This is a genomic window from Rhodococcus sp. WB9 (genome assembly GCF_007558985.1).
Lineage (GTDB): Bacteria > Actinomycetota > Actinomycetes > Mycobacteriales > Mycobacteriaceae > Rhodococcus_F > Rhodococcus_F opacus.
This window is the reverse complement of sequence record NZ_CP041769.1, coordinates 1913356-1938065: the sequence shown is the minus strand read 5'-3', so window position 1 is coordinate 1938065 and position 24710 is coordinate 1913356. Positions and strand designations below refer to the sequence as shown.

The 24710-nt window shown below is 68.6% G+C and carries 27 protein-coding genes; 10 read left to right on the top strand and 17 right to left on the bottom strand.

Features of this window, described 5'->3' with window-relative positions; all coding sequences use genetic code 11:
• Positions 1 to 81 precede the first annotated feature (81 nt).
• The 3 genes from FND50_RS09025 to FND50_RS09015 all read right to left on the bottom strand — a co-directional run bounded on the left by FND50_RS09025 (position 82) and on the right by FND50_RS09015 (position 1839).
• Positions 82 to 462 carry a VOC family protein gene (locus FND50_RS09025; RefSeq protein ID WP_005574614.1) on the bottom strand — a complete coding sequence of 127 codons (381 nt, stop codon included), beginning with the start codon at positions 460 to 462 and terminating at the stop codon, positions 82 to 84.
• Between the two features lie 81 nt (positions 463 to 543).
• Positions 544 to 909, bottom strand: coding sequence for a VOC family protein (locus tag FND50_RS09020; RefSeq protein ID WP_144285503.1), 366 nt, complete (start codon positions 907 to 909; stop codon positions 544 to 546).
• A 9-nt stretch (positions 910 to 918) separates the two neighbouring features.
• A complete protein-coding gene (locus FND50_RS09015) occupies positions 919 to 1839 on the bottom strand; it encodes a LysR family transcriptional regulator (RefSeq protein ID WP_144285502.1) in 921 nt (306 codons plus the stop codon).
• Between the two features lie 123 nt (positions 1840 to 1962).
• On the opposite strand from FND50_RS09015, the gene FND50_RS09010 reads away from it, so the two are divergent.
• The 3 genes from FND50_RS09010 (at position 1963) to FND50_RS09000 (ending at position 5031) form a co-directional block, all read left to right on the top strand.
• Positions 1963 to 3273 (top strand): CitMHS family transporter, encoded by a 1311-nt coding sequence (locus FND50_RS09010; protein ID WP_144285501.1) that lies wholly within the window; start codon positions 1963 to 1965, stop codon positions 3271 to 3273.
• A gap of 67 nt (positions 3274 to 3340) precedes the next feature.
• Positions 3341 to 4714: an acyclic terpene utilization AtuA family protein gene (locus FND50_RS09005; protein WP_144285500.1), complete on the top strand. Its 1374-nt coding sequence runs from the start codon at positions 3341 to 3343 to the stop codon at positions 4712 to 4714.
• The gene (locus FND50_RS09000; RefSeq protein ID WP_144285499.1) at positions 4711 to 5031 is read left to right on the top strand and encodes a hypothetical protein; all 321 of its coding nucleotides are present in this window, start codon (positions 4711 to 4713) and stop codon (positions 5029 to 5031) included. Before FND50_RS09005 ends, FND50_RS09000 begins: the two co-directional genes overlap by 4 nt.
• A gap of 4 nt (positions 5032 to 5035) precedes the next feature.
• On the opposite strand, the gene FND50_RS08995 is transcribed toward FND50_RS09000, so the two are convergent.
• The 7 genes from FND50_RS08995 to FND50_RS08965 are packed head-to-tail and all read right to left on the bottom strand — an operon-like array spanning position 5036 to position 11458.
• Positions 5036 to 6430, bottom strand: a complete 1395-nt coding sequence (locus tag FND50_RS08995; protein ID WP_144285498.1) for an AMP-binding protein — start codon at positions 6428 to 6430, stop codon at positions 5036 to 5038.
• A complete protein-coding gene (locus FND50_RS08990; RefSeq protein ID WP_005574607.1) occupies positions 6423 to 7025 on the bottom strand; it encodes an energy-coupling factor transporter transmembrane protein EcfT in 603 nt (200 codons plus the stop codon). The genes FND50_RS08995 and FND50_RS08990 overlap by 8 nt, the downstream gene beginning before the upstream one ends.
• On the bottom strand, positions 7022 to 7702 hold the full coding sequence (locus FND50_RS08985; protein WP_005243613.1) for an energy-coupling factor ABC transporter ATP-binding protein: 681 nt from the start codon (positions 7700 to 7702) through the stop codon (positions 7022 to 7024). The genes FND50_RS08990 and FND50_RS08985 overlap by 4 nt, the downstream gene beginning before the upstream one ends.
• Entirely contained in the window at positions 7699 to 8826 is a 1128-nt protein-coding gene (locus FND50_RS08980) for a thiolase family protein (protein ID WP_144285497.1), read from the bottom strand. Before FND50_RS08980 ends, FND50_RS08985 begins: the two co-directional genes overlap by 4 nt.
• On the bottom strand, positions 8823 to 9944 hold the full coding sequence (locus FND50_RS08975; protein ID WP_144285496.1) for a class I adenylate-forming enzyme family protein: 1122 nt from the start codon (positions 9942 to 9944) through the stop codon (positions 8823 to 8825). Before FND50_RS08975 ends, FND50_RS08980 begins: the two co-directional genes overlap by 4 nt.
• Complete coding sequence (locus FND50_RS08970; protein ID WP_007299149.1) at positions 9941 to 10525, bottom strand: biotin transporter BioY; 585 nt, start codon at positions 10523 to 10525, stop codon at positions 9941 to 9943. The genes FND50_RS08975 and FND50_RS08970 overlap by 4 nt, the downstream gene beginning before the upstream one ends.
• A gap of 42 nt (positions 10526 to 10567) precedes the next feature.
• On the bottom strand, positions 10568 to 11458 hold the full coding sequence (locus FND50_RS08965) for a DMT family transporter (RefSeq protein WP_005566210.1): 891 nt from the start codon (positions 11456 to 11458) through the stop codon (positions 10568 to 10570).
• A gap of 83 nt (positions 11459 to 11541) precedes the next feature.
• Between FND50_RS08965 and FND50_RS08960 the strand changes: the two genes are divergently transcribed.
• A complete protein-coding gene (locus FND50_RS08960) occupies positions 11542 to 12420 on the top strand; it encodes a LysR family transcriptional regulator (RefSeq protein WP_144285495.1) in 879 nt (292 codons plus the stop codon).
• Here the strand turns inward: FND50_RS08960 and FND50_RS08955 are convergent.
• Both FND50_RS08955 and FND50_RS08950 read right to left on the bottom strand, forming a co-directional pair.
• Positions 12417 to 13418: a sugar phosphate isomerase/epimerase gene (locus tag FND50_RS08955; RefSeq protein ID WP_005243623.1), complete on the bottom strand. Its 1002-nt coding sequence runs from the start codon at positions 13416 to 13418 to the stop codon at positions 12417 to 12419. The two genes, FND50_RS08960 and FND50_RS08955, sit on opposite strands and share 4 nt — an antisense overlap.
• Positions 13419 to 13483: 65 nt before the next feature.
• Entirely contained in the window at positions 13484 to 14662 is a 1179-nt protein-coding gene (locus tag FND50_RS08950) for a Gfo/Idh/MocA family protein (RefSeq protein ID WP_144285494.1), read from the bottom strand.
• A gap of 210 nt (positions 14663 to 14872) precedes the next feature.
• Between FND50_RS08950 and FND50_RS37750 the strand changes: the two genes are divergently transcribed.
• Positions 14873 to 15601, top strand: coding sequence for an NAD(P)-binding protein (locus FND50_RS37750; protein ID WP_397494155.1), 729 nt, complete (start codon positions 14873 to 14875; stop codon positions 15599 to 15601).
• Positions 15602 to 15615: 14 nt separating this feature from the next.
• On the opposite strand, the gene FND50_RS08940 is transcribed toward FND50_RS37750, so the two are convergent.
• Complete coding sequence (locus tag FND50_RS08940) at positions 15616 to 16683, bottom strand: LacI family DNA-binding transcriptional regulator (RefSeq protein ID WP_186301256.1); 1068 nt, start codon at positions 16681 to 16683, stop codon at positions 15616 to 15618.
• A gap of 120 nt (positions 16684 to 16803) precedes the next feature.
• Here FND50_RS08940 and FND50_RS08935 point away from each other — a divergent pair, with 120 nt between their 5' ends.
• A complete protein-coding gene (locus tag FND50_RS08935) occupies positions 16804 to 17016 on the top strand; it encodes a hypothetical protein (protein WP_144285493.1) in 213 nt (70 codons plus the stop codon).
• A gap of 9 nt (positions 17017 to 17025) precedes the next feature.
• Here FND50_RS08935 and FND50_RS08930 read toward each other — a convergent pair whose 3' ends face one another.
• Positions 17026 to 17724, bottom strand: coding sequence for a GntR family transcriptional regulator (locus tag FND50_RS08930; protein WP_144285492.1), 699 nt, complete (start codon positions 17722 to 17724; stop codon positions 17026 to 17028).
• Positions 17725 to 17817: 93 nt separating this feature from the next.
• Between FND50_RS08930 and FND50_RS08925 the strand changes: the two genes are divergently transcribed.
• Entirely contained in the window at positions 17818 to 18936 is a 1119-nt protein-coding gene (locus FND50_RS08925; RefSeq protein WP_144285491.1) for an AbrB family transcriptional regulator, read from the top strand.
• A 207-nt stretch (positions 18937 to 19143) separates the two neighbouring features.
• Here FND50_RS08925 and FND50_RS08920 read toward each other — a convergent pair whose 3' ends face one another.
• Positions 19144 to 19632, bottom strand: coding sequence for an FBP domain-containing protein (locus FND50_RS08920; RefSeq protein WP_144285490.1), 489 nt, complete (start codon positions 19630 to 19632; stop codon positions 19144 to 19146).
• Positions 19633 to 19819: 187 nt separating this feature from the next.
• On the opposite strand from FND50_RS08920, the gene FND50_RS08915 reads away from it, so the two are divergent.
• From FND50_RS08915 to ligD, 3 genes are all read left to right on the top strand, one after another.
• A complete protein-coding gene (locus FND50_RS08915; RefSeq protein WP_144285489.1) occupies positions 19820 to 20851 on the top strand; it encodes a serine/threonine-protein kinase in 1032 nt (343 codons plus the stop codon).
• Positions 20852 to 20908: 57 nt separating this feature from the next.
• Complete coding sequence (locus tag FND50_RS08910; protein WP_039952173.1) at positions 20909 to 21343, top strand: PAS domain-containing protein; 435 nt, start codon at positions 20909 to 20911, stop codon at positions 21341 to 21343.
• Positions 21344 to 21460: 117 nt separating this feature from the next.
• A complete protein-coding gene (gene ligD, locus FND50_RS08905) occupies positions 21461 to 22432 on the top strand; it encodes a non-homologous end-joining DNA ligase (RefSeq protein WP_144285488.1) in 972 nt (323 codons plus the stop codon).
• A gap of 421 nt (positions 22433 to 22853) precedes the next feature.
• Here ligD and FND50_RS08900 read toward each other — a convergent pair whose 3' ends face one another.
• Together FND50_RS08900 and FND50_RS08895 are read right to left on the bottom strand one after the other, a co-directional pair.
• Entirely contained in the window at positions 22854 to 24071 is a 1218-nt protein-coding gene (locus FND50_RS08900) for a VWA domain-containing protein (RefSeq protein WP_144285487.1), read from the bottom strand.
• Entirely contained in the window at positions 24068 to 24709 is a 642-nt protein-coding gene (locus FND50_RS08895) for an SRPBCC family protein (protein WP_144285486.1), read from the bottom strand. The genes FND50_RS08900 and FND50_RS08895 overlap by 4 nt, the downstream gene beginning before the upstream one ends.
• Position 24710 lies beyond the last annotated feature (1 nt).

The following is a 24710-nucleotide window of genomic DNA, read 5'->3' as shown; positions in this document are numbered from 1 at the left end:
CGCACAACGAAACTCAGCACCGGCACATCAGTCGATCGGTGAATTTGGGGTAAATGATGTCGAGATTGCGACCGATGAGCATCAGAGTGGGCCCAAGCGGGCCCTGAGCAGGCAGAACTCATTGCCTTCGGGGTCGGCCAGGACATGCCACTGCTCCTGCCCCGTCTGGCCGATGTCGGCCGGGCGCGCACCGAGCTTCAGAAGGCGGTCGAGCTCGGCGTCCTGATCGCGGTCGGTGGCGTTGACGTCGATGTGCAGCCGGGATTTCCCCTTCTCCGGCTCATCCCTGCGGCTGAGGATGATCGTCGGCTGCGGACCGCCGAACCCTTCGCGCGGTCCGATCTCCAGCGAGCCGTCGTCCTCGCGATCGAGCACGACGAAGTCGAGGACCTCGCACCAGAACCGCGCCAACGCCTCAGGGTCGCGGCAGCCGAGCACGAGCTCACTGATACGACATGCCATCAGCGACACCTGCTCTCGGCACGGCCGTCGGCCATGCGGTAGGGAATCCGACTTCGAGACACGACAGAGATCTGCCGGATACTAGGCCGACGACCAGACACCGAGTTCGTTGCCACTCGGATCGGTGAAGTGGAAGCGGCGCCCGCCGGGAAAGTCGTACGGGCCGTTGACGACGGTGCCGCCGGCCGCCCGCACCGCATCCACCGACGCGTCGAGATCCACCGAGTACAGCAGCACCAGCGGCCCGCCCGCCTGCTTCCGTTCCGGCACCTGCAGCAGGCCGCCGACCTCCTCACCGTCCGCACCGACGATGCCCGCGTACTGCGGGCCGTAGGAGTTGAACCCCCAGCCGAATGCCGAGCGGTAGAACGCTTCCGCGTCCGCGAGGTCCGTGACCGACAACTCCACGTAGTTCAGTCGATGATGATCTGCGCCAGAAGGTGACATGCCGGAACTCTAGCCGGAATCGGCTCCTCGATCAGGAGTTCGGTCGGCGAGAAGCATGTTCACGAAACCGCGGGTGCTCGCCGTCTGGGGTCGGCCGGCGACCTGGACGAGTGAAATGGTGCGTTCGACCGTCGGCCGCAGCGGTATGTGGACGAGACCGGCGAACGAGATCATGGGAAGCACGAGTTCGGGCACCGCGGTGACACCGAGCCCGGCCGCCGCCAATCCCGCTACCGCGCCGATGTTCTGCGCCTGCATGACGGGTCCGAGTTCGATGCGTGCGTCCTCGACGGCCCGGCGGACGGGCGCCGCGATGCTGCTCTCGGGTCCGAACGCGATGAACGGCTGTCCCGCGAGATCCGACCACCGGAGTACCGGCCGATCGGCGAACGGATGTGTCGGCGCGACGGCGCAATAGAAGGAGTCGCTCGTCAGAACGTCCTGTTGCAGGCCGGGCAGAATCCCCGAGGTGGTGACCAGGGCGAGGTCGACCGTGCCCGAGTACACGGCGTCGAGAACCTCCTGACGCAGTCCGTCCCGTATCTGGAGGCGCACGTCGGGGTGCTGCTCGCGGAAGCTCACCACGTACGGGGGAAGGAACGTGGCCGCGAGCGAGGGCAGGCATGCCACCGTCACGATTCCGCGGTCACCGGTGACGAATCGTTCGATCTGTGTGAGCCCGTCGTCGAAGTCGTGGAGCATCCGCCGGGCGTGCTCGATGATCTCGTGCCCGTGCGTGGTCAGTTCGACACGGCGCGTGGTGCGTTCGAACAGCGTGACGTCGAGTCGGCGCTCGGCCTCGGCGACCGAGCGGCTCAGCGAGGACTGAGATACGTCGAGTGCGTGGGCCGCCGAGGTGAAGCTCGCGTAGTCGGCGATGGCGACAATGCTCCTCAGGTGAGAAATCCCGAGATTGATGCTCATGCGCATCAGTATGGCCGGTATTCATGCGCTGGGTATTCATGAGTTCAACTCATGAATCGATCATCCATTGATATTTGACGCGCAATTGTGAGGCGCGCGACACTGAGACTCCATTTCGAAGGAGGTCACATGGTTGCCGCGCTCGGGTTCGCCACGATCGCTTGTTTCCTGGCGCTGGCGTTCAGCCGTCGGGTCTCGGTGCTGATCGCACTGATCCTCGTTCCCGTCGCGTTCGCGATCGTGGGCGGATGGGCACCCGACCTCGGGGAGATGGTGGGCGACGGTCTGCTGAAGGTCGCGCCCGTCGCCATCATGATCGCCTTCGCTGTCCTGTATTTCAGTCTGATGGTCGACGTGGGACTGTTCGACCCGGCGATCCGCCGGATCGTCCGGTGGGCAGGGGGAAATCCCACCAAGATCGCCGTCGGAACCGCGGTGCTGACCCTGCTCGTCGCGCTCGACGGCGACGGAACCTCGACCTTTCTGATCACCATCTCGGCGTTGCTGCCCATCTACCAGAAGCTCGGGATGCGCCCGGTCGTCCTGACCGGCATCGTCTGCCTGGCCGCGGGACTGATGAACATGATCCCCTGGGGCGGCCCGACCGTCCGCGCCATGGCCGCGCTCGACCTGACCAGCGCCGACATCTTCACGCCGGTCCTGCCCGCGATGGGGGCCGGGGTCCTGTGGGTCCTGTTCGCCGCCTACATGATCGGCCGCGTGGAACGTAAACGGCTCGGCGTCACCGAACTGGCCTCTCCCGGCGGCGGTGGTCCCGGCACGCCGCATGTGTCCGACGCGCCGGTGCGCACCGGTCGCCAACGGGCGGTGATGGCGTTCAATACCGTGCTCACCCTCGTTCTGATCGTGATCCTGCTGTTCCAGCTCGTGCCGCTGGAGGTGGCATTCGCCATCGCATTCGCACTCGCGCTCGCCGTCAACCGCCCGAAGTGGGACGACCAGCAGGCCCTGTTCGCGAAGCACGGCGGCAACGTCACCATGGTGGTGGCGATGATCCTCGCGGCAGGCGTGCTCACCGGAATCCTCAACGGCACCGGGATGATCACCGCGATGGCGCAGACCTTCGTCTCCTGGATTCCGCAGTCCGCCGGCTCCCTGATCCCCGTCATCACCGCCGTCACGTCGATGCCGCTCAGCTTGGTCTTCACCCCGGACGCCTACTACTTCGGCGTCGTACCGGTGCTCGCGGAAACCACCGCATCGTTCGGAGGCGACCCCGCGAAGATCGGCCGCGCCGCCATCCTCGGCCAGATGACCACCGGATTCCCGCTCAGCCCGCTGACCGCCGCGACGTTCATCCTGATCGGACTGAGCAAGGTGGACCTCGGCAAGCACCAGCGATTCATCTTCGGCTGGGCCTTCGGAACCACGATCGTGATGACCGTCATGGCGCTGCTCACCGGTGCCATCTCGCTGTAATCGTCCGCGACACCACCCCAGGCCGGCCCACCCACCACATGTCGAACAAGCAAAGGACCTCGAGCCCGTGACACCATCGAGCACCCGCGGCAGCGCTTCGCGGAGCGTGCGACTCGGCGCCGGATCCGGGTTCTCCGGGGATCGCATCGACCCCGCCGAGAAACTCGCCCGGCACGCCGACCTCGACTACCTGATCTTCGAATGCCTCGGCGAACGCACCGTTGCCGCCGGAAACTCTCGCCGACTCGAGAACCCGGACGAAGGATACGATCCGCTCCTCGGCGCACGCATGCGCGCGGTTCTCCCGCACACGCTCGCGTCCGGGACCACGGTGATCACCAATGCCGGTGCCGCGAACCCTCTCGCCGCTGCCGAATTGGTCTCCGGCATCGCGTCCCGGTCCGCCGACCGGCAGGTGCGCGTCGCTGCCGTCACGGGCGACGCGGTGCTCGAGCAGGTGCTGCGCCACGACCCCGTCGTGTGGGAGACCGGGAAACGCCTGTCGGAGCACGACGAGGAACTCGTCTCGGCGAACGCGTACATCGGCGCGGAGGCCGTGATCCCCGCACTCGAACTGGACGCCGACGTCGTGGTCACCGGGCGTCTGGCCGACCCCTCCCTCTACGTCGCCCCACTCGCCCACCACTTCGGATGGGACCTGGCCGACCACGAAACCATCGGCGCCGCAACCGCGATCGGGCACCTGCTCGAATGCGCCGGACAACTCACGGGCGGGTACTACGCGGATCCCGTCACCAAACCGGTGAAGGGTATGGCCGATCTCGGTTTCCCGTTCGCCGACGTCCTCGCCGACGGATCGGCGACCTTCGGCAAACTCGACGGATCCGGCGGGATACTCACCGAACGAACCTGCGCCGAGCAACTCCTGTACGAGGTGGGAGATCCCACGTCGTACCTGACCCCGGACGTCACCGCGGACTTCGGCAACGTGTCGTTCACCAGCGTCGGACCCGACCGGGTCGCCATCGCGGGTGCGACGGGGCGCCCCCGACCACAGCAACTGAAGGTCACCCTCGGGTTCCGCGGCGGCTGGCTCGGTGAGGGGCAGATCAGTTACGCGGGACCGCGCGCCTATCCTCGTGCCCAGCTCGCCGCGGACATCGTCACCGAACGTCTCGTCGACGTGCACGGCTTCGCCGAGGGCGCCGTCTCCGTCGAATACATCGGAGCCGGTGCCGCTTTCCGCGGACTCGACACGGACACCGCTGCCCACGAGGTGCGCGTGCGGGTCGCCGCCCGCGCACGCACCCGCGAGGAAGCCGACCTCGTCGGCTGGGAGGTGGAAAGCCTGTACACCAACGGACCGGCCGGTGGCGGCGGCGCCCGGCGGTCGTCGACCGAGGTGCTCGCGATCCGCTCGTGCACCCTCCCCCGCGATCTCGTGTCCACCCGAGTGCATCTGACGGAGGTTTCGACATGACCACGCCCGCAACTGTTCAGAAGATCGACACCCTTGCCGACGTCCGCGCCGGCGACAAGGGGGACACCCTCATCCTCGCTGTGCTGGCCCGGGACAGCGCCGCCTACCGGCATCTCACGGAGAGACTGACCGAGAACGTCGTCGCCGCCCACTACGGTGAGCTGATCACCGGACCGGCCCGGCGCACCTGTCAGCCGAACCTGATGGCGATGGTGTTCGAGTTGCCCGGCGTCCTCGGCGGCGGCGTGACGGGCTCACCCGCACTCGACGGCCACGGCAAGACGCTGGGCTACCACCTGCTGAGCCTCGAAATCTGACGGGCTACGCGGGATTCCGGTTCCGAGAGGCTGCGAGGGTGGTGGCGAGTGCCTGACGATCGAGCTTGCCGCGCGGTGTGCGCGGCAAGCCGTCGACCGCGAGAACCTGAACCGGCATACTCGGGCTGGGTAACGTGGCGCGCAGGTGCCGCCAGATCTCGGTGGAACTCGGCCCGTCGCCGTCCACCACGATCGCGGCGGCCGGCGCCTCGCCCATCCGGCTGTCCGGTACTCCGATACACGCAGCCTCCGAGATCCCGGGAAGCGCGGTCAACGCCGCCTCGATGGCGGCGGGTTCCACATTGAGTCCCGCCCGGATCACCGTGTCGCTGTCCCGGCCGAACAACTGCAGGCTGTTGCCCGCCACCCGGCCGCGGTCCCCCACCGTCATCCACCCGTCGGCGGGGCCGTTCACCACGCCGTCCTCGGTGAGGTAGCCGTCGAACAGCATGTCGCTGCGCACGTGGACGAGGCCCTCGCGGATCTCTGCGTCGACGCCGTCGAACAGTTCGCCCGCCGCATGCTCGTCGGCGGCGCCGAGACCCCGGTCGAACGACACGAAGCTCAGTTCGGATGCGCCGTAGAAGTGCACGAGCGACGCATTCGGCAACACCTCCTGCAACGCCTGACGTCCCGTCCGCGGCCACCGGGCCGCCGACGACAGCACCTCGCGGACGCTACCGACCGGACCGATCCCCGACCGCACCACATCCCACGCGATGGTGGGTACCGAGTACAGATGTGTCGCCGCGTCGCGCAGCGAGTGCGTGACCGGGCGCAGATCCACCGTCGCCCCGCGAGTGAGGCCGTGCAGCGCGCCGTACAGGAAATGCGTGTGGTCGAGCACGCCGGGCACCGCCACGCGATCCCCGCTGCCGATGTCGAACGCCGCGTCCGAGCGGTCGAGGGTCGTGGCCCACGATCGCTGGTTGCGCACGAACAGCTTCGGCTCACCGGTGGTGCCGGACGTGATGCCGACCAGCAGTTCGGTGTCGGGACGCGCCCGGTCCGCGGCGCCGTCGGATCCGAGGCTCTCCGCCGTCTCGACGGTCCCGTCGAATCCCAGTCTCCGCAACCTGGCGTGCTGGTGCGACGCGGCCACCACGGCGCCGGGTTTCGCGAGTTCGAGCACCCGCGTCAGCTGCGCGGGCAGGAGATGCCGATGCAGCAGCACGACGCTGACTCCCGCGTGCATCGCCGCCGTCACCGCGACCAGCGACCCGACATCCGACGTCGGCAGCACGGCCACCCGGTTCATGCCGTCGAGCCCGGCGGCGGTGCGCGTGACCCGCGACCAGAACCGGCCGTAGTCGACGGTCTCGCGCGCGGACACGACCGCTGTCGTCTCCGGGTTCTCGGCGGCCCGTCGAGCGACGCGCTCGGCGAGCAGTTCAGTCATCGTCCACTCCCCGTGCGACGAGGGCGTCGCCCATCGCATCCGCGGTCCGGAGTGCACGCACCAGAACCGGGGTGGCCAGCGCCGTCATCGACCATTGCAACCCGCGCGCCTTTCGTGCCTGCGCCACCTCCTGCACGATCCCGGTCAGCAGCGGGATACACCGGATCGCCAACGCGAGCAGGAGCCCGATCCGGTCCGGGTCGACCCCGAACCTCCGCAGGGGCCCGAGTGCGCGCGACACCGTGTCGAGCATGTCGGTGACCCGGGTGGTGAGCGTGACCAACGCGGCGAGCGCCACCGAGATCAGCAGCACCCCGCACACGACGACCGCCCGCGCGGGCGACGTGATCAGCACCTGGAACACGGCGATGATCAACAACATCCACACCACCGGGCGCAACTGCGCCACGGCGACCCGCCACGGAATGGAGGCCACCGCGAACAGCAGGCCCACCGCCAGGACGACGACACCGACCTCGAGCGGGGTGCGCACGAACACCGTGGCCGTGACGATCGACGCGATCAACAGCAGCAGTTTCAGCCCGGCGGGCATCCTGTGCAGGAGCGAGTCGCCCGGGCGGTACAGGCCGATCATTCGACCAACTGCCGGTACGCGGGGACGGCGTCGTCCGGGCTGCCGTCGAACGCGACGAGACCGTCGTCGATGACGATGACCCGTTCGAAACTCTCCAGCAGCGCCAGTTGGTGGGTCACGACGATCACCTGCTGGTCCATCGAATCGAGTGCTTCGGAGACGACGCGCGCGTTCCGCAGATCCAGCAGCGTCGTCGGCTCGTCGGCGATGATCACCTCGGGCCTGCGGATGAGGACGGCGCCGATGGCGAGCAGCTGCTTCTGGCCCCCGGACAGCAGGTGCGCGGGGTGGTCGGCGTGCTGGTCGAGCCGGAACCGCACCAGGATCTCCTCGACGCGGCCGGCGATCTCCTGTTTGCTCAGACCGGACCGGCGCAGCGAGAACGCCAGGTCCTCGGACACCGTGGGCATGACGATCTGGGTGTCGGGGTCGGTGAACACGAACCCGACCTTGCGGCGCACCTGCGCGCCCTTCCTGGCGGCGTCGACACCGTCGACCGTGACGGTGCCGGAGGTGGGCTTCAGCAACCCGTTGATCATGCGCGCCAGGGTCGACTTGCCGGAACCGTTGGAACCGATGATGCCGACGCGGCGTTCGGAGAAACGCAGGTCGACGCCGCGCAGCACCGGGCGGTCCCCGAAGGCGTGCGTCACCGAATCGAAGACGATCTCACTCACGACACACGCTCCACGAGCATCGCGATGCCCTGCCCGCCGCCGATGGCGCAGGCCGCGAGCCCGAGCGTGGGTCCGTCCTCGCGCAACATCTGACTTGCCAAGCGCACCAACAAGATCGCCCCCGACGCGCCCCACGGGTGCCCCATGGCGATGGCGCCGCCCTGCGGGCAGATCACAGATTCGTCCAGGCCGAGTTCGTCCGACACCGCCAGCACCACCGACGCGAAGGCCTCGGTGATCTCGACGACGCCCAGATCCGCCACGTCGCATCCGGTCCGCTTCAGGAGTGTGCGGATCGCGGGAACAGGTCCGAGTCCGGGCAGCGCCGGGTCCGATCCCGCGACGGCCGAGCCGAGAATTCGTAACGCAGGCAGTCCGGCGGCCAGCGACTCGGTCGTCACCGCCAGCACGGCGGCACCGTCCGAGATGCCGCAGGAGTTCCCCGCAGTGGCCGTTCCGCCGGCTCCGAAACTGGGGCGTAGCCGCGCGAGCCTGGCCTCGGTCATGCCTGCGCGAATGCGCTGGTCCCGCTCGATGTCACCGATCGGCACGATTTCCGACGAGAAGTCGGCGGCTGCGGCGAGCGTGTGCGACCGCGCCGCGTACGCATCCTGCCGCTCACGGCTGATGCCGCGCACCCGCGCGAGATCGTCCGCGGCCGCTCCCATGTCGGGGTCGGGGAAGCCCTGCGGCGCAAAGGGAGCGCGGGTGTAGCGCACCGGATCGGCGCCCCCCGCCGGCGGCCAGAACCGCCACGGCGCCGTACTCGCCGACTCGACACCCCCCGCCAGAATCAGCTCGTCGGCGCCGCTGCGCACACGGAGCGCGGCCTGCATCACCGCGTCGAGTCCGGAACCGCACTGCCGGTCGACAGTGACACCGGGAACCTCCACACCCATCCCCGCCTGCAGGGCCGCGACCCGCGCCGGATTACCGCCCGGCCCGAGGCAGTTGCCGAGGACGACGTCGTCGACCTCGGCATCGATGCCCGCCCCCCGCAGCGACGTCAGAACCTCGCGCAGCACGGGGGCGGCCAGGTCGGTGGTGGCCAGATCGGCGAACCCGTGCCCGGCATTGCCGATCGGCGTGCGGCGCGGCGCTACCAGGACAGGGACAGAGCTCATGCCAGCCAGTCTCTCACTCGGCCTCGGGCGACCTTGCCACTGGCGGTCCGCGGCATCGACTCGATCGGCACCCAGCGGCGGGGCAGGGCTTCCTTCGTCAGCGTCCGGCGTGCTCGGGAACGGACCTCACCGATCTCCGCGGTGCCGTCGAGCTCCACCACGGCGGTGACGGTCTCCCCGAGCACCGAATGCGGCGATCCGACGACGGCGGCCGCGGCGACACCGTCGAGCGTCTCGAGGATGCGCTCGACGTCCTCGGCAATCACCGTGGTGCCGCCGACATTGATCGCGGATTCTCCCCGGCCGCGCACCGTCAGCTCGCCGTCGTCACCGAGTTCGGCCAGGTCACCGACACCGAACCACTCCGGGACTCCGATCACGCTGTACGGCGACCGGACGTACAGCAGACCGTCGCGGATGTCGGCGTCGACGCCGTCCAGCAGCCGGAGCGGTTCGGGCACCCGGCGCGCCGCGACGAGGGAGAGTTCCGCGGCGCCGTAGTACTCGACGATCTCGATGCCGTCCGCCACCGCGCGGGCGCCGTCGTCCAGGGCGGTGCCGGCGACGATCGCCGTGCGCAGCTTCGGGGCCTTCCCCACGACCTCACGGAGGACGGCGGGAACGGCGTGCACCACCGTCGCCCGGGACGGGTCGTCGGTGACGCACGCACCTCGCCAGAGTGCGTGCACTGCGCCGAACAGATGCATCGTGGCGTGCAACGGGCCGGTGATCAGCACGTGGTCGGTCGCGTCGATGCCGGTGATCGCGGTGAAAGCGGGGAAGCTGTCGAACCAGGAGGCCGCGGTGCGCGCGAGCGGACGCGGCCTGCCGGTGGAGCCGGACGTCGCGACCAGCAGAAACGCGGCCGGTGGAATCACCGCGCGGTCCGGGCGCGCGTCGGGGTTCTCGACGATCACCACCGTCCCCTGCCGCGCCGCCGCGCACACGCAGATCAGGGCATCCGGGACCGGCAGCGTCGACGCGTCGTAGGCAGGCGCACCCTGGCCGTGGTCGAGGATCCATCGGTCGATGGCACGGTCGAGTTCGGCGTAGGTGTAGGTGCGGTCTTCGAAGTCGAGAGCAGGCTGATCGCCGGAGCCGCCGAGTTCGGAACTCACGTACGGATCAGGCCGGGGTACGCGCGATGCACGCTCTTGGCGACCACGGTCGCGACGACAACCTTGAGCAGGTCGCCGGGGATGAAGGCGAAGTTGGTGGTGATGGCGGCGCCGACACCCAGATCGGTGCGGAGCAGGAGTCCGACGGTGCCGAAGACGTAGATGACGACGATCCCGCCGAGGGCGTTGATCAGCAGACCGAGCGCGATCGGGTACTTCGGCAGGATCCGAGCGGTGAGGAGGCCGATGATCAGCGTCGCGGGAATCCAGCCGATGAGGTACCCGGCGCTGGGCCCTGCGAGCGCGGTCAGTCCGGTGCGGCCACCGGACAGCAGGGGCAGGCCGATCAGGGTCAGTGCGATGAAGACCGCGACGGCGGCTGTGCCCTTGCGAGCGCCGAGCACCGCGCCGGCGAGGATGACGCCGAGCGTCTGCAGCGTGATCGGCACTCCACTGAAGCCGACCGTGATGGCGCCGGGCAGACCCAGCGCCGCGATCAGCGCGGCGAAGACCGCGATCTGCGCCATGTCCCGCGCTGAAATACCGAGCCTCGACACCCGAGCACTCTCGACACCTGCCATGACGACTCCCTCTTGCTTCAAACTTGAACGACGTTCAAGGTATCAGGTCGGCGCGGACAACGGTGCGGCAGACTCCGCGACGTCGCCCTCGTCGGGCGTCGTGCGCGCCCCGGCCCGCGCTGCTCCGATCCCCGCCGCGACGACGAAACAGATCCCGGCCACGGCCGCGTGGTCCGGTACCTGATGCAACACGACGAGCCCGATGATCAACGCGAACGCCGGTTCCAGGCTCATCAGGGTCCCGAACGCCGCGGTGTTCAGCCGGCGCAGGGCGAGCATCTCCAGCGTGAACGGCACGACCGGCAGCAGTATCGCCAAACCCAGCCCGATGATCAACAGGTCCGGCGTCATCTTTCCGAGCATCGACGGTCCACCCACCGCAGTCGCGACCAGCCCGGCGACCGGCATGGACACCGCGAGCCCGTTGAGACCGGCCACCTCGTCGCCCACACGCTGGGTGAGCACGATGTAGAGGGCCCAGCACGCGGCCGCGCCCAGTGCGAACAGGATTCCGACCGGGTCGACGCCGCCGGCCCAGGGTTGCGTCAGCAGCAGCACCCCGACGGCCGCCAGCGCCGGCCACTTCAGGCGACCGCGCCCGTGCAGGACAGCGACGCCGAGGGGCCCGAGGAACTCGAGCGCGCTGGCGGTTCCCAGCGGGATCCGGTCCACCGCGGCCATGAACAGCAAGGTGACCGCCGCCGTGACCACTCCGAGCAGGACACACGCGCCGAGGGACGAACGCGTGAACGCCTTCGGACGAGGCCGCACGATCACGGCCAGCAACACCCCAGCCCATGCCAGGCGCAACCAGGCGGCGCCCTCGGCGCCGACGCGTTCGGACACGCCGACGGAGATCGCGAGTCCGCTCTGCACGCACAGCATCGAGGTCAGCGCCATCGTCGCGCCGACGTGGGTCGAGTTCCTGGTCATGTCTGCATTGAAGGGCACCTCGACCGTTCACGTCCACGTGACTTTCATGGACAAACCGTTCGGATATCGCGAACAATAGTCGGGTGGATACCCGACGCCTGCATCTCCTGCTCGAGCTCTCCCGTCTCGGCTCCATGCGTGAGGTCGCCGAAACACACCGGCTGACCACCTCGACCGTCTCCCAGCAGATCGCCGCACTCGCGAAGGAGACGGGTGCGCAGCTCGTCGAACCGACCGGCCGCCGGGTGCGGCTCACTCCGGCCGGTCGCCGGCTGGCCGACCACGCCGTCACCATCCTGGCGGCCGTCGACGCCGCCCGGCTCGACCTCGACCCCCACGCCGAGCCGGTCGGGACCCTGCGCGTCGGGGGTTTCGCGACGGGCATCCGGGTGTCGCTGCTCCCGGTCGTCGCCGAACTGGCACGCACCCACTCGCAGGTGGACGTGGTGATCAGCGAATACGAGCCGGTCGAGGCGTTCGCGTTGCTCGCCGACGACGAACTCGATCTCGCCCTGACCTACGACTACAACCTGGCACCGGCATCCCCGGGCACCGCGCTCGAGGCCGTCCCGCTGTGGTCGACGCCCTGGGGACTCGGCGTCCCCATGCCCGCCGGGAACGGACCCGCCGACGTCGCCGCCTATGCCGGTTCGCCCTGGATCGTGAACTCCCGAAACACCGCCGACGAGGACGCCGTCCGCACCCTGGCCTCGCTCGCGGGTTTCACACCGCACATCGCCCATCAGATCGACAGCCTCGACCTCGTCGAGGACCTCATCGCCGCCGGCTACGGGGTCGGCCTACTGCCCGCCGACCGTCCCACGCGCAAGGAAGTCACGGTCCGCCCGCTCACCAACCCGAAGGTCGTGCTGACGGCCTACGCCGTGACCCGCCGCGGGAGGTCGACCTGGCCGCCGCTGCGCCTGGTCCTCGACCGCCTGGCCGCCGTCACCGGTTTCTAGCGGGAGGCCACCGCGGAAGCCGCGTCCTTCAGGGTGCGGGCGGCGACCTGCAGTCCCTCGAGCTGTCCCAGTTCGACGTCCTCGTGTTCGATGTTGACCGCCATGTCCGGGTCGACCCGCTGCAGGGCGGCGAGGAAACGGGACCAGAAATCGACGTCGTGTCCGCGACCGACGGCGACGAAGTCCCACGCCGAGTCCTCGGGCCATTTGTTGACCACGTGCTTGCCGCCGAGCCCGGTGGGGTTCTGGTCGGCCGGGATCCGGGTGAATCGGTCGTCGAGGACGCCGTAGATCTTGCAGTTCTCGTTGATCCGGGTGTCCTTCGCCGCGGCGTGGAACACGAGGTCGCCGAGCCAGTCGACCGCGGCGACCGGATCGATGCCCTGCCAGAACAGGTGTGACGGGTCCATCTCCGCGCCGACGTTCGTGGCACCGGTCTTCTCCACCAGACGCTCGAGGGTCGGCGGGTTGAACACCAGGTTCTGCGGGTGCATCTCGATCGCAACCTTGACGCCGTTCTCACGGGCGAGCGCGTCGATCTCCTTCCAGAACGGCACCGCGACCTGATCCCACTGGTAGTCGAGGGAGTCGAGATAGCCGCTGTCCCACGTGTTCACGTGCCAGGCCGGCCACTGGCCGCCGGCGTGCGCGGCCGGCAGCCCGGACATCGTGACCACCCGGTCCACACCGAGCAGGCCGGCGACCTTGATCGCGTTGCGCAGGTCCTCGGCGTCCTCGGGGCCCACCTCGGGATCCGCGTGCAGCGGGTTGCCGTTGCAGTTCAGGCCTGCGATGGAGACGCCGGTCTCGTCGAAGACTTTCAGGTACTCCTGCGGTGACACCTCACCGGAGAGGAGTTCCTTGACGGGCAGGTGCGGGGTGGGCAGAAATCCGCCCGCGTTGATCTCCGCGCCCTCGAGCCCGAGGGACGCGATGGTCTCCAGCGCCTCGCGCAGGCTGCGGTCGTGCAGGACGGCGGTGTACACACCGAGTTTCATGAGGGTTCCTTGCGTGGTGGGAAGAAGTCGCGGTTCAGGGGGTTTGCGGTTACGGGGTTTGGGGTTCAGCCGATCTTGACGGCTGCTCCGTCGGCGCGGGCGGACTCCGCGACGGCGGTGACGATCTGCATGCCGCGCAGCGCGTGGGCGAAGGACGGCAGCGGGCCGAGGATGTCGATGCCGGCGATCTGGTCGAGGAACGCCCGGGCCTGGTAGGCGAAGAACTCCGCCTTGCCGTGGCCGACGCCGCCGGCGTCCATCGGCAGGCCACCCTGGATGTACGGGTGCTGCGGACCGATGATCACCCGCCGCTGACCGTTCACGGTGCGGTCGAGGCCCTCGCTGGACACCGAGAATTCCGCGGCGCGAGCCAGGTCGAACGCCGCGGAGCCGGACGTCCCGAACAACTCGAAGCCGAGTCCGTCCGGAAGCTGATGCGCGACACGGGAAGCGGAGAACGTGCCGACCGCGCCGTTCTGGAAGCGCGCCGTGAACGTCGCGAGGTCCTCGTTCTCGACGGGTGCCATCTCACCGGTGGTCTCGGCCTTGGTGTGGCCGTAGGTGACTCCGGCAGGCACGGGACGCTCCGTGATCACCGTGGCGAAGGTCGCGCCGCTGATCTCGACGATCGGACCGCACACGAATTCGGCCATGTCGAGCAGGTGGCTGCCGACGTCCGCGAGCGCGCCCGTTCCGGGACCGCCGCGGTACCGCCAGGTGATCGGCGAGGCGGGGTCGAGGCCGTAGTCGCACCAGTAATGCCCGTTGAAGTGGATGATGTCGCCGAGGCGGCCCGTCGCGAGTTCGTCGCGGATCGCCTGAATGGCCGGCGACCGGCGGTAGGTGTACCCGACCGTCGCGATCGTGTCGGCATCCGCAGCGGCCGCGACCATAGCCTCGGCGTCTGTGATGGACCCGGCCAGGGGCTTCTCGCACAGCACGTGCTTCCCCGCGGCGAGGAGCCCTTCGACGATCTCCCGGTGCAACTGGTTGGCGACGACGACGCTCACGGCGTCGATGTCCGGCGATTCGGCGATGGCCTGCCAGCTGTACTCGGCCCGCTTGTACCCGTACCGCTTCGCGGTGTCGTCGGCGACGGCCTGGTTGGTGTCGGCGATCGCAACCAGACGCACGTCGGGGCGGTCGGTTCCGAAGAGCGTCGACGCCATGCGATATCCGGCGGCGTGTGCTCGTCCGGCCATGCCGCCGCCGATGACGGCGATACCGATCGAGTGGGAAGTCATGAGTGGAAGCCTTTCGGTGTGATGGTGACCCGGCGGGAGTGCAGGTCGGCTACCCGCAGACACCCGCACGTATGAGTGAAGACGCCTCCGGCTAGTACGGTCTATTTAACCGGTCTAGTACGACTACTATGAGCTGAATCACGACACCCTGTCAAGCCCCGACTCGGCGGTCCGGCCAGCGGGCCACACCCCTTGACGAACACCCTTGGCGTGCAAATACCGAATTTATGTTCACTGAATATCTCTTCAGCGAATGCAAGGTCGGGAGGGCGTACGGAAGTCATCGTCGGAGGCGGAGGTGTGTCCGGGACCGCGACTGCAATCGCATTGCGCCGCACCGGTTCCGACGTCACCCCGTACGAAACACACCCCGACCCGGCAGGACAAGTGGGCTCATTTTCTGAGTCTGGCATCCAACGGACTGCGGGGGCTGAAGGCGCTCGGTTGCCTGGACCAGGTCCGGCAGGCCGGTTTCGCGGTGACCACTCAGCGGATGTGGTCCGGCACCGGGAGGCTGCTGGCGGAAGTTCCGCGCGGACGGCTGTCGGGGGATCCGCTGCACAGTACATGGTCTCTGGTCGGCTACCCGGTCGGTCCTCGATCCCGGCGCGCCCCGACCCACCCACGGAGGCCTATACAGCGTCTCGGGCATCGCCGGCGGCATCCCGGCCGAAACCGGCACGTTCAACATGGTCTTCGCGCGCTGCGGCGCCTTTCTCCACATCCCGGCTCCGGACGGAACCGTGTGGTGGTCCGCGCAGGTTGCCGATCCCAGGCCACCGGACCTGGCCGGTGTCGGCGACGACTGGTTGCTCGGGCGGGGCGGGGCAGGGCGCCTCCATGGCCATCGAAGACGCCGCGTCCTGGCCCGGGCACTCGCCGAGACCGACTCGACCGGAGGAGGTCTCGCCGAATACGACCGGCTCCGCCGAACACTGACGGCCGCCGCAGGGTCAGGACACGCCCGACCGGGATCCTTCCATCGACTCGGGCGCGGGCCCGGTGGTACGGCGCGCGACGAGCCGCGGCCGGAGGACGGTCGCGACCGATTCGGTCCTCCCCCGGTCCAGCCGTTGGATGACCGCCTCGACCGCGGTGGCGGCCTGCTCCCGCGGTTGCTGATTGACCGACGTCAGATCGATGTGCGCGAGGTGGGCGAGCACGCTGTCGTCGTATCCGGAGACCGAGACGTCTTCGGGGATCCGCACGCCCCGGCTGCGCAGTTCGCCGATCAGCCCGATGGCACTGCGGTCGTTGGCCGCGATCACCGCGGTGGGAAGTTGCGACCGCCCGAGCAGAGTGCCCGCGGCGACCGTTCCGGCGCTGTCGGTGAAATCGCCCTCGACGACGTCGATATCGAGTCCGTGACGACGCATGGCACGGGTGTATCCCGACCTCCGGTCGGCTGCAATCGTGCCCGTACCACCGCTGAGGTGCGTGATCCGGCGGTGTCCCAGCTCCACGAGATGGTCGACGACCGTGCCGATCCCCTTGCCGTCCGCCGTCCGCACGACGTCGACGGCGCCGTCACCGACGCGGCGACCGACCACGACCACCGGTACCCGCTCCCCGAGCGTGTCGAGCACGTCGGTGCCGAGTTCGGTGCCGAGCAGGATCAAGGCTTCGCAGCGGAAATCGAGCAGCGTTTCGACGACTTTCGGTTCGGCGTGCGTGGGAGTCAGGGCGCCGAGCACCACCTCGTACCCGTGCTCGTCGGCGGCGGCGACGATGTACTCGACCATCTCGGCGTGGAAGCTGTTGCGAATATCCGCCATCACACCCACGAGGTGGGTTCGCCGGAGCGACATCAGTGCGGCCGTACGGTTCGGTCGGTACCCGAGCTCGTCCGCGACGTCGAGGACCCGCTTCCGCGTCTCCGCACTAGGCCCGGGAACACGCCGAAACACCATGGAGACCAATGCCTTCGACACGCCCACCCGGTCGGCGATGTCCTGCATGGTGACGGCCTGCCGGGGCATCGGAACGGAGCCGCCACTCCGGGCGTCGTCGTCGCTTCGCATGTGCAGACCCTTTCGCTCGTCGAGCACGAGGCACACCCAGAGTATCCGACATAGACCGAAGTACTAGACCGGGCTACTTACCCGAACGCAGCTATCCGGCGGGAGAACGCGCGACGTTCGATGTTCTGGGCGCTGGCGAGCACGACCGCTCCCTGCACGAAGCGGCGGTCGTCGTCATCAGCGTGTCGGAGGGCGGCACTCGGACTCGCCGTCACCCTCACCGTCGGACTCGTCGGAGGTCTGCTGTCGCGGGCGTTCGCGATCCACGCAGGCGTCCTGTTCATGGGGTACTACGTGGCAGTCCTCAGCGTCCCCGCCATCCTCGCGCTCTGACCGTGCCGACTACGCGGTGACCAGGTCGATGGCGACGGCCGATCCCTGCGGATCGACGACCGCGTCGAGGATGGTCTTCTGCGTCTGGGTCAGGTGCTCGGTGCAGGCCGCGGCAGCCGCCGGTCCGTCGCCGGCGAGGATCGCCCGGCACATCGCCCGGTGCTCCGCCAGCGAGACGTCCAGACGGTCCGGGTGGGAGTGGGCGATGTTGCGCAGTCTCTCCGTGTGCGGCCGGAGTTCGGCAATCGATCGGGCCAGTTGCGAGTTCCGGGTGTGCGCGATCACCGCTTGGTCGTACGTTTCGGTGAGTTCGTAGAAACGATCCCGCCGGGACTCGGACGGGTCCTCCTCCGAGATCGCCCCGAGTGCGTCCGCTACCTTTTCGAATTGCTGCCGGGCCGCGGTGTCCCGGCCGACGGCCTCGGCGACCATGCGCGCCGCGGCCGCCTCGAGCAGGATGCGTAGCTCGAACAGGTCCCGAACACTCTTGATGGAGATGGGAGCGACCCGTGCCCCCTGCCGGTCGGTGAGCGAGACCAGCCCATCTGCTTCGAGCCGAAGGAAGGCCTGACGCACCGGGGTGCGAGACGCCGAGAACCGCGTGCCCACGTCGATGGCACTCAGCGACTGCCCCGGAGACAGGGTCCCGTTCAGAATGTCCTGTTTGAGCTGCACGTATACCTGTTCGCTCTTGCTTTCGCGCGCCATGCATACATCCTAACGTTCACCACTGTATGAGCTAAGGTATACGCTAATGCGCACCATAGAACAGGAACAGCATCCCGAAGTAGGCGTCCACACGTGAACGGCGTGCAATCCACCGAACGATCCGTGCCGACGCGCGCGTCCGAACTGCGCCGTCACGGACTCCGGTGGGCCGCACTGATCGCACTCTCGATCGGCGGCTGGGCGCTCGGCGAGAGCGTCGGACTGACAGCGGCCGGTCTCTTCTCGGCTCTGATCGTCGCGGCGACCCTGGCCGTCACCGGCTGGGGCCCGTCCCGCGTGCCCCGCCCGCTGGGGAAGCTTGCCCAGGGAGTGCTGGCGAGCGCCGTCGGATTGATGGTGCACCGGGACACGATCGCCGCCCTGGGCTCGATGTGGGTGCCGGTGGTCTCGATCGCGGCCGCGACTCTCGCGCTCAGCGTGGTGGCCGGCGCCCTCCTCGCGCTGCACCGCGACGTGGACGCGGTGACCGGATCCCTCTCCATGACTGCGGGCGGCGCCACCGGACTCGTCGCGATGGCCCGCGAACTCGGCGGCGACGACCGGGTCGTCGCAGTGGTGCAGTACCTGAGGGTGGCGCTCGTCGTCGTGTCGATGCCGATGATCGTCACGTTCGGCTTCCGCGCGGATACCGGTGCAGACACCGTGACAGTCACCGAGGGCGGCGGGTCCGAATGGTATGTGACCCTGCCATTCCTGGCACTGTTCGTCGTGGGCGGCACCGCTGTGGCGTCACTCGTGCGACTTCCCGCGCCCGCGACATTGGGTCCGCTGGCCGTGAGTGCCGGGTTCGAACTCGGCGGCTGGAGCGACGCGGTCGCGGTCCCGCCGATGCTGATGACCGCCGCGCTGATCCTCATCGGCTGGCAGGCCGGGCTCGCGTTCGACCGGGCGAGCCTGCGGGCGATCGGACGAATCCTGCCGTACGCGGCGCTGCTCACCTTGCTGGTCGGGGCGGCCTGCGCCGGGCTGGGCGTCCTACTCTCCCACCTCACCGGCGCGAGCCTGCTCGAGGCCTATCTCGCCACCACGCCCGGTGGCCTGGCGGCGGTGCTGGCCGTCTCGGCATCCACCGCCTCCAACGTCACGTTCGTCGCGGCCGCTCAGGTGTTGCGCCTGGTCATCATGCTCGTCACCACCCCGATCATGGCGAAGGTGTTTGCCCACTTCAGTTCTCGGCGTCGACGAGCGTAGTCCGGGAATCCTCTCCGGACAGGACGGTCCGGCTTGCGTCCGGGCCGTCTCGACCGGAGAGGAGTCCCGAACACCCCGAGTCTCGTTGCAGTGTCTCGGAACTCGGGGTCCACCGGGATGTGGGTTCCTCGAATGTCGGCGCATGGCATCTACCTCCGATTCTTGTCAGCAGCTACCGAGCTGCACGGTGAGTGGGTGTCGGGTCGGTCAGCCGTAAACCCTCGCGATGAAGGCATCGAGGTTGTCGCGGACCCGCGCGATCCGTTCCTCGGGCTCGAGATCCTCGCGGTACTGCCTGCCCATCGCGGGCGACTTCTTCCGGCGCGCGTAGAGCGAGCAGGCGAGATCGGCGCACATGTAGGTGCCGATCGAGTTGCCGCGGCGTCCGGATTCACCCGACTTGCGGGCGGTCATCAGCGAGACGCCGCCGTTGGCGTGCGTGGTCATGCAGACGGTGCACATCTGTGCGCGGCGATAACCGCCCGTTTCGTAGCGCAGCGCGACGCCGACCAGACCACCGTCTCGCGGCACGACGACATAGCAGCGGCCGGGAAACGACGGGTCACTCCAGCCGAGGAAGTCGAGGTCGTCCCAGGGCCGATCGTCCAGATCCCGAGGGACGGGCAGACGCTTGGCGTCGCCTTTGGAGCAGTTGATGAACGACGACCTGATGTCGCGTTCGGTGACGGGTTCCATGTCGAGGTGAACTCCTTCTGTGAACGGGTTGACAAAGCCACGTGACACTACGGACAGCGGTGAGGTCGAGCAACGGATTTTCCGAACGATCTCTGGCCGGGTGGCGGGTGCGGCGGGTGTCGCGAGCGTCCCAGGACAGCGCGACATCTGCGTGTATCGTGCTGTTTCCGGCTTCGAGGGGGTGGCAATGGTGGCAGGTACACGGGTCGGCTCGCAGTTCGGGCAATACCATCTCAGGGCTCTGCTCGGCCGAGGTGGAATGGGTGAGGTGTACGAGGCGTACGACACCACCAAGGATCGCACCGTCGCCCTCGAGATCCTCGACGTCGACCTCGCGAAGGACCCCACCTTTCAGCAGCGGTTCCGACGCGAATCGCATGCCGCGGCCAGGTTGCAGGAGCCGCACGTCATTCCGATTCACGACTGGGGCGAAATCGACGGTGTGTTGTCCATCGACATGCGCCTGGTCGTGGGACAGGATCTGCGTTCACTGCTCCGCACACGGGGCCCGATGGGTCCCGCATACGCGGTCGCGATCGTCGACCAGATCGCGGCGGCGCTCGACGCCGCGCACACCGACGGTCTCATCCACCGCGACGTCAAGCCGGAGAACATCCTCGTCACCGCCGGTGAGTTCGCGTACCTCGTCGACTTCGGTATCGCGCACTCGAGTTCCGACCTCCGCCTGACCACGCTCGGCAGTGCCGTCGGTTCCTACGCGTACATGGCGCGGAACACACCGGACGCATCCACCGTCGCCGCGGCCACCAGCAGTCAGGTTCGCATTCCGGCCACGGCGGACGTACCCGTCGCGTCCGCGGCGCCGGCGACGGTCCCGCCTGCCGTGACGACGCCGCGTACGACGACGACTCCCCCGCCACCGATCGTCGGCGAGGTGTCGGGCGCCGATCGGCAAGGTTTCCTGGCCCCGTCCGACGCGCGCTGCAACTACACCAACCCGGCGGTGTTCATCGGTCGCACCACGAAGTCTCTCGTCGTGGTCTGCGAGACGGGAGTGGGCCGCTACTACTACCAGGGCGTGCGCATCAGCGACGGCGCCGCCATCTCCGTCGACGATCCGATCTCGAGCGGTACCGGCTTCGTGGCCACCGGCGACGGCGGCACTCAGTACCGGCTGACCCCGTCCGCCCTGACCATCGTCACTGGCGACGGACGGATCCTCGCGACCGAACCGATGGTCGAGTCCGCGCACCGCTGAATCGCCGTCTGCGGCGACAACGGGACGAGCGGTCGGAATCGGTGAGAGTATAGGTCTGTGAGCGCACAGGCAGAGCATGAGGAGAGACGTCGCCCGACCCCGGAAACTCCCTTGGGCTACCTCGAGCAGCTACCCGCCCTCGTCCTGCTCGAACGCCTTCCGGTTCCCGTCCTGGCGGTCGAGAGCGACGGCACCGTCGTCCACGCGAACAGTGCTTTCGAGGAGATGCTGGGTTATCCCGTCGCTTCACTGCGCGGACACCCGGTGTCCGAACTCCTCGCCCTGGACGACGCACCGACAGGTGCCGACGCGGTCGAGCACCTCCGCGAGTCCGCCACCTCACCCGTCGACCTGACACATCAGGACGGGTCCCGAGTCCGTGCACTCGTCAGCCGGCCCATTCTCCGTCGGGAGGACGATCCGGTGACCCTCGTCTGCTTCCACGACGTCACCGAACAACTGTGGAACGGTGGCCGGGCGCCCGGCTTCTGACCCCCCGCCCCACAGACGCACGGACATTGGCCGGATTCACGCGCTATTCGCCTGTGAATCCAGCGAAACCGTCTGCAAACAGCGCGGAAGGGCTCGAACGCGGGTTAAGTTGACTGAATGGCGACCGGCAAGAGCAAGGCTCCCGCTGTCGAACTGGAGGTCGGCGACCGGACCGTGCGGATCTCGCACCCGGAGCGCGTCTACTTCCCCGCGACCGGTGCCACGAAGCTCGACCTCGCGAACTACTACCTGAGCGTCGGCGACGGGATCGTGCGTGCCCTGCGCGAACGCCCCTGCATGATGCACCGCTTTCCGGACGGCCTGAGCGGCGAGAAGGTCCACCAGAAGCGGTTGCCGCACGGTGCGCCGGACTGGGTCCAGACGGTGCGGGTGACGTTTCCGCGGTACAACCGTCACGCCGACGAACTGTGCGTGACGCACCCGGCGGATGTGATCTGGGCGGTGCAGATGTCCACGGTCGAGTTCCATCCGTGGAACTCGCGCCGCGCTGACGTCGAACGTCCCGACGAGTGGCGGATCGATCTCGATCCGATGCCCGAGTGCGGGTTCGACACGGTGCAGCGCGTGGCCGGGGTGGTGCACGAGGTGCTCGACGAAGTGGGCGCGACGGGCTGGCCGAAGACGTCGGGCGGAAGCGGCATGCACGTCTACGTCCGGATCCGGCCCGACTGGGGTTTCGGCGACGTCCGGCGGGCCGCGCTGGCCTTCGCCCGCGAAGTGGAGCGCCGGGCCCCGCAGGACGTCACCACCACCTGGTGGCGGAAGGACCGGGATCCGCGCAAACTGTTCGTCGACTACAACCAGAACGCCCGCGATCACACCATCGCCAGCGCGTACTCGGTGCGGGGTGTGCCCGACGCGACCGTGTCCACACCGGTGACGTGGGACGAGATCGACGACGTGGACCCGCACGAGTTCACCATCGCCACCGTCCCCGACCGCTTCGCGAAACTCGGTGACCTGCATGCGGGAATCGACGACGCCGTGTTCTCGCTCGGACCGCTGCTGGAGTGGGCCGACCGGGACGAGGCCGAAGGCGAGCCGGATCCCGGCGGCGCGGAGGATTAGTCGGGGCACTCGGCCAGCGCTGCCGGCGCGGTTTGCCCACAACGCGACACGCGCCCCGACCGTGCGGCCGAGGCGCGTGTCTGGCATGCCGAACTCTTCCCTACCGTGGCGGCGGGGGCGGTGGCGGCGGAGGCGGTGGGTTGGGATTGCAGAGTTGGCAGCCGTCGACCGGCGGTTTGGGAACCGGCGCATGACAATCGTTCTGACATGGTCTGGCGCCGGCGAATTCGGCCGTTCCCACCAGTGAAATCGAGAGAGCCGCGAGGATCGCCCCGATGGCGGCCACGATTCTGGCGGAAGTTCTGGTAGTCGACATTGTGGGTTCCTCCTGTGAGCTGAAGGGCGGTGTGCACCGTCCATAGAGCTTCGGCGAAGGACGGGCCGGCGACCAGGCACCCTCGGGGTGGTATCGCGCCACCCGCTATGCCATCCCGCCGATCACGTCCAGCACGTCGCGGAGCGCGGACACGGAGTGCGCGGGGAGGAAGGCATCGCAGAACGGCAGCGCAGCCGCCATCGATCCGGCGAGCGGCCGGAAGTCGGGGTCACCGGCGCGGGGGTTGAGCCACACCAGTCGGTGGGCGCGGCGACGGACCCTGGTGAGGGCATGCGCCAGGCGCTTCGGGTCGTCGCTGTCCCAGCCGTCGGACGCGATGACCACGACTGCCCCGCGCAGCGCGTTGCCGTGCGGGGACGCCAGTAGTTCGCTCACGCTGCCCGCGATGTGAGTGCCACCGAATCTGTCGACCACCTTGTCATTCGCCTTACGGACCGCGGTCTCGGCGCTGCGGTGGGCGAGCACGGGCGTGAGCCTCGTCAGCGACGTGGAGAACGCGAACACCTCCGGCCTGCCCGCGGTCTGGCGTTGTACCGCCGCCCGCATCAGATGGAGATAGATCGCGGCATACGGCTGCATCGACCGGCTCACGTCGCACAGCATCACGATGCGACGCGGGCGGTTCCGGGGACGGCTCCGCGCGAGAACCACCGGTTCCCAGCCCGTGGCCCTCGACCGGTTCATGGTGGCGCGCAGGTCGATACGCCGGCCGCGGCGATGCACTTCGCGACGCCGGGTGCGGCGGGACGGCCACGCGGCGGTGGCCTGTTCCAGCCAGGATCCGAGGAGCCGGAGGTCGCCGGCGTCGAATCGGGCGAAGGGTTCGTCGGCGCGGGCCACGAGCCTGCTGGGCAGGGTGTCCGGCACGGCGGTGAGCGCGTCGTGAAGGTCGTCCTCGCCGCTGTCGTCGCCACCGGTCATCATCGGTCGTGTCATCCACGGCACGCCCTCGACGTCCTGCGCCTCACCGGGCCGGTCGCGACCGTCGCGGACACCTGCGAGGGCCTTCTCTCGTCCCGCAGCGGCGCGTCGCGCGTGCGGATCCACGGACAGCACGGCGTCATCGAAGACCGCGGAGAACACCGCGTCGAACGACGCGAGGTCGTCGACGCGGTTGACCAGGGTCAGACGCGCCGACCAGTACAGCCGCGACCGCGAACCCGGCGGTGACAGATGAAGCGCCTGCACGAACACCGCGGGGCCACTTGCCGACACGACGACACCACGGGAGCGCAACCGGGCGACGAGTGCCACCGCGAACGCCGCGAGATCGACGCCCCGCAGGACGCCCGACGTGCTCATCGCCTGCGGCGGCCCACCACGAGGACGACCACGATTCCCGCGAGGATGGCAGCGAGAATGGGGGCGTACCGTTTCCACGCACCCGCGCCGGACAGCGCCAGAAGATCCAGCGGCGCCGGTTCGGCGGCAGGCGGGGCCACGGAAAGGTTCGTGGTGCCGGCCGCCTCGGACTCGGCCGTGGCCTCGTCGGCCGGTCCCCCGGCGAGCTTCGCTTCCAGCGACTCCGCGAACTGCCCCATGAGTTTCTCCGACACCTGCTGGATCATTCCGCTGCCGAACTGCGCGAGTTTGCCGACGATCTTCATGTCGGTGTCCACGGTGACGCGGGTGCGGTCGCCCACCTCGTGCAACTGGGCGATGATCGTCGCGGACGCGTTGCCGGAACCGCGCGAGTCCCTCCCGCGGGCGTCGATCACGGCGCGGTGCTCCTTCGGATCGCGCACGACGAACGCGGCCTTGCCTTTGAACTCACTGGTCACCGGGCCGACCTTGACCTTCACTTTCCCCAGGTAATCGTCACCCTCCCGCCCGGTCATCTGAGCTCCCGGTAGCAGGGGGGCAACCTCCTCGAGGTCGCTGAGCACCTCCCACGCCTGCTCGATCGGGGCGCTGACGGTGAACTCGTTGGCGATCTTCATG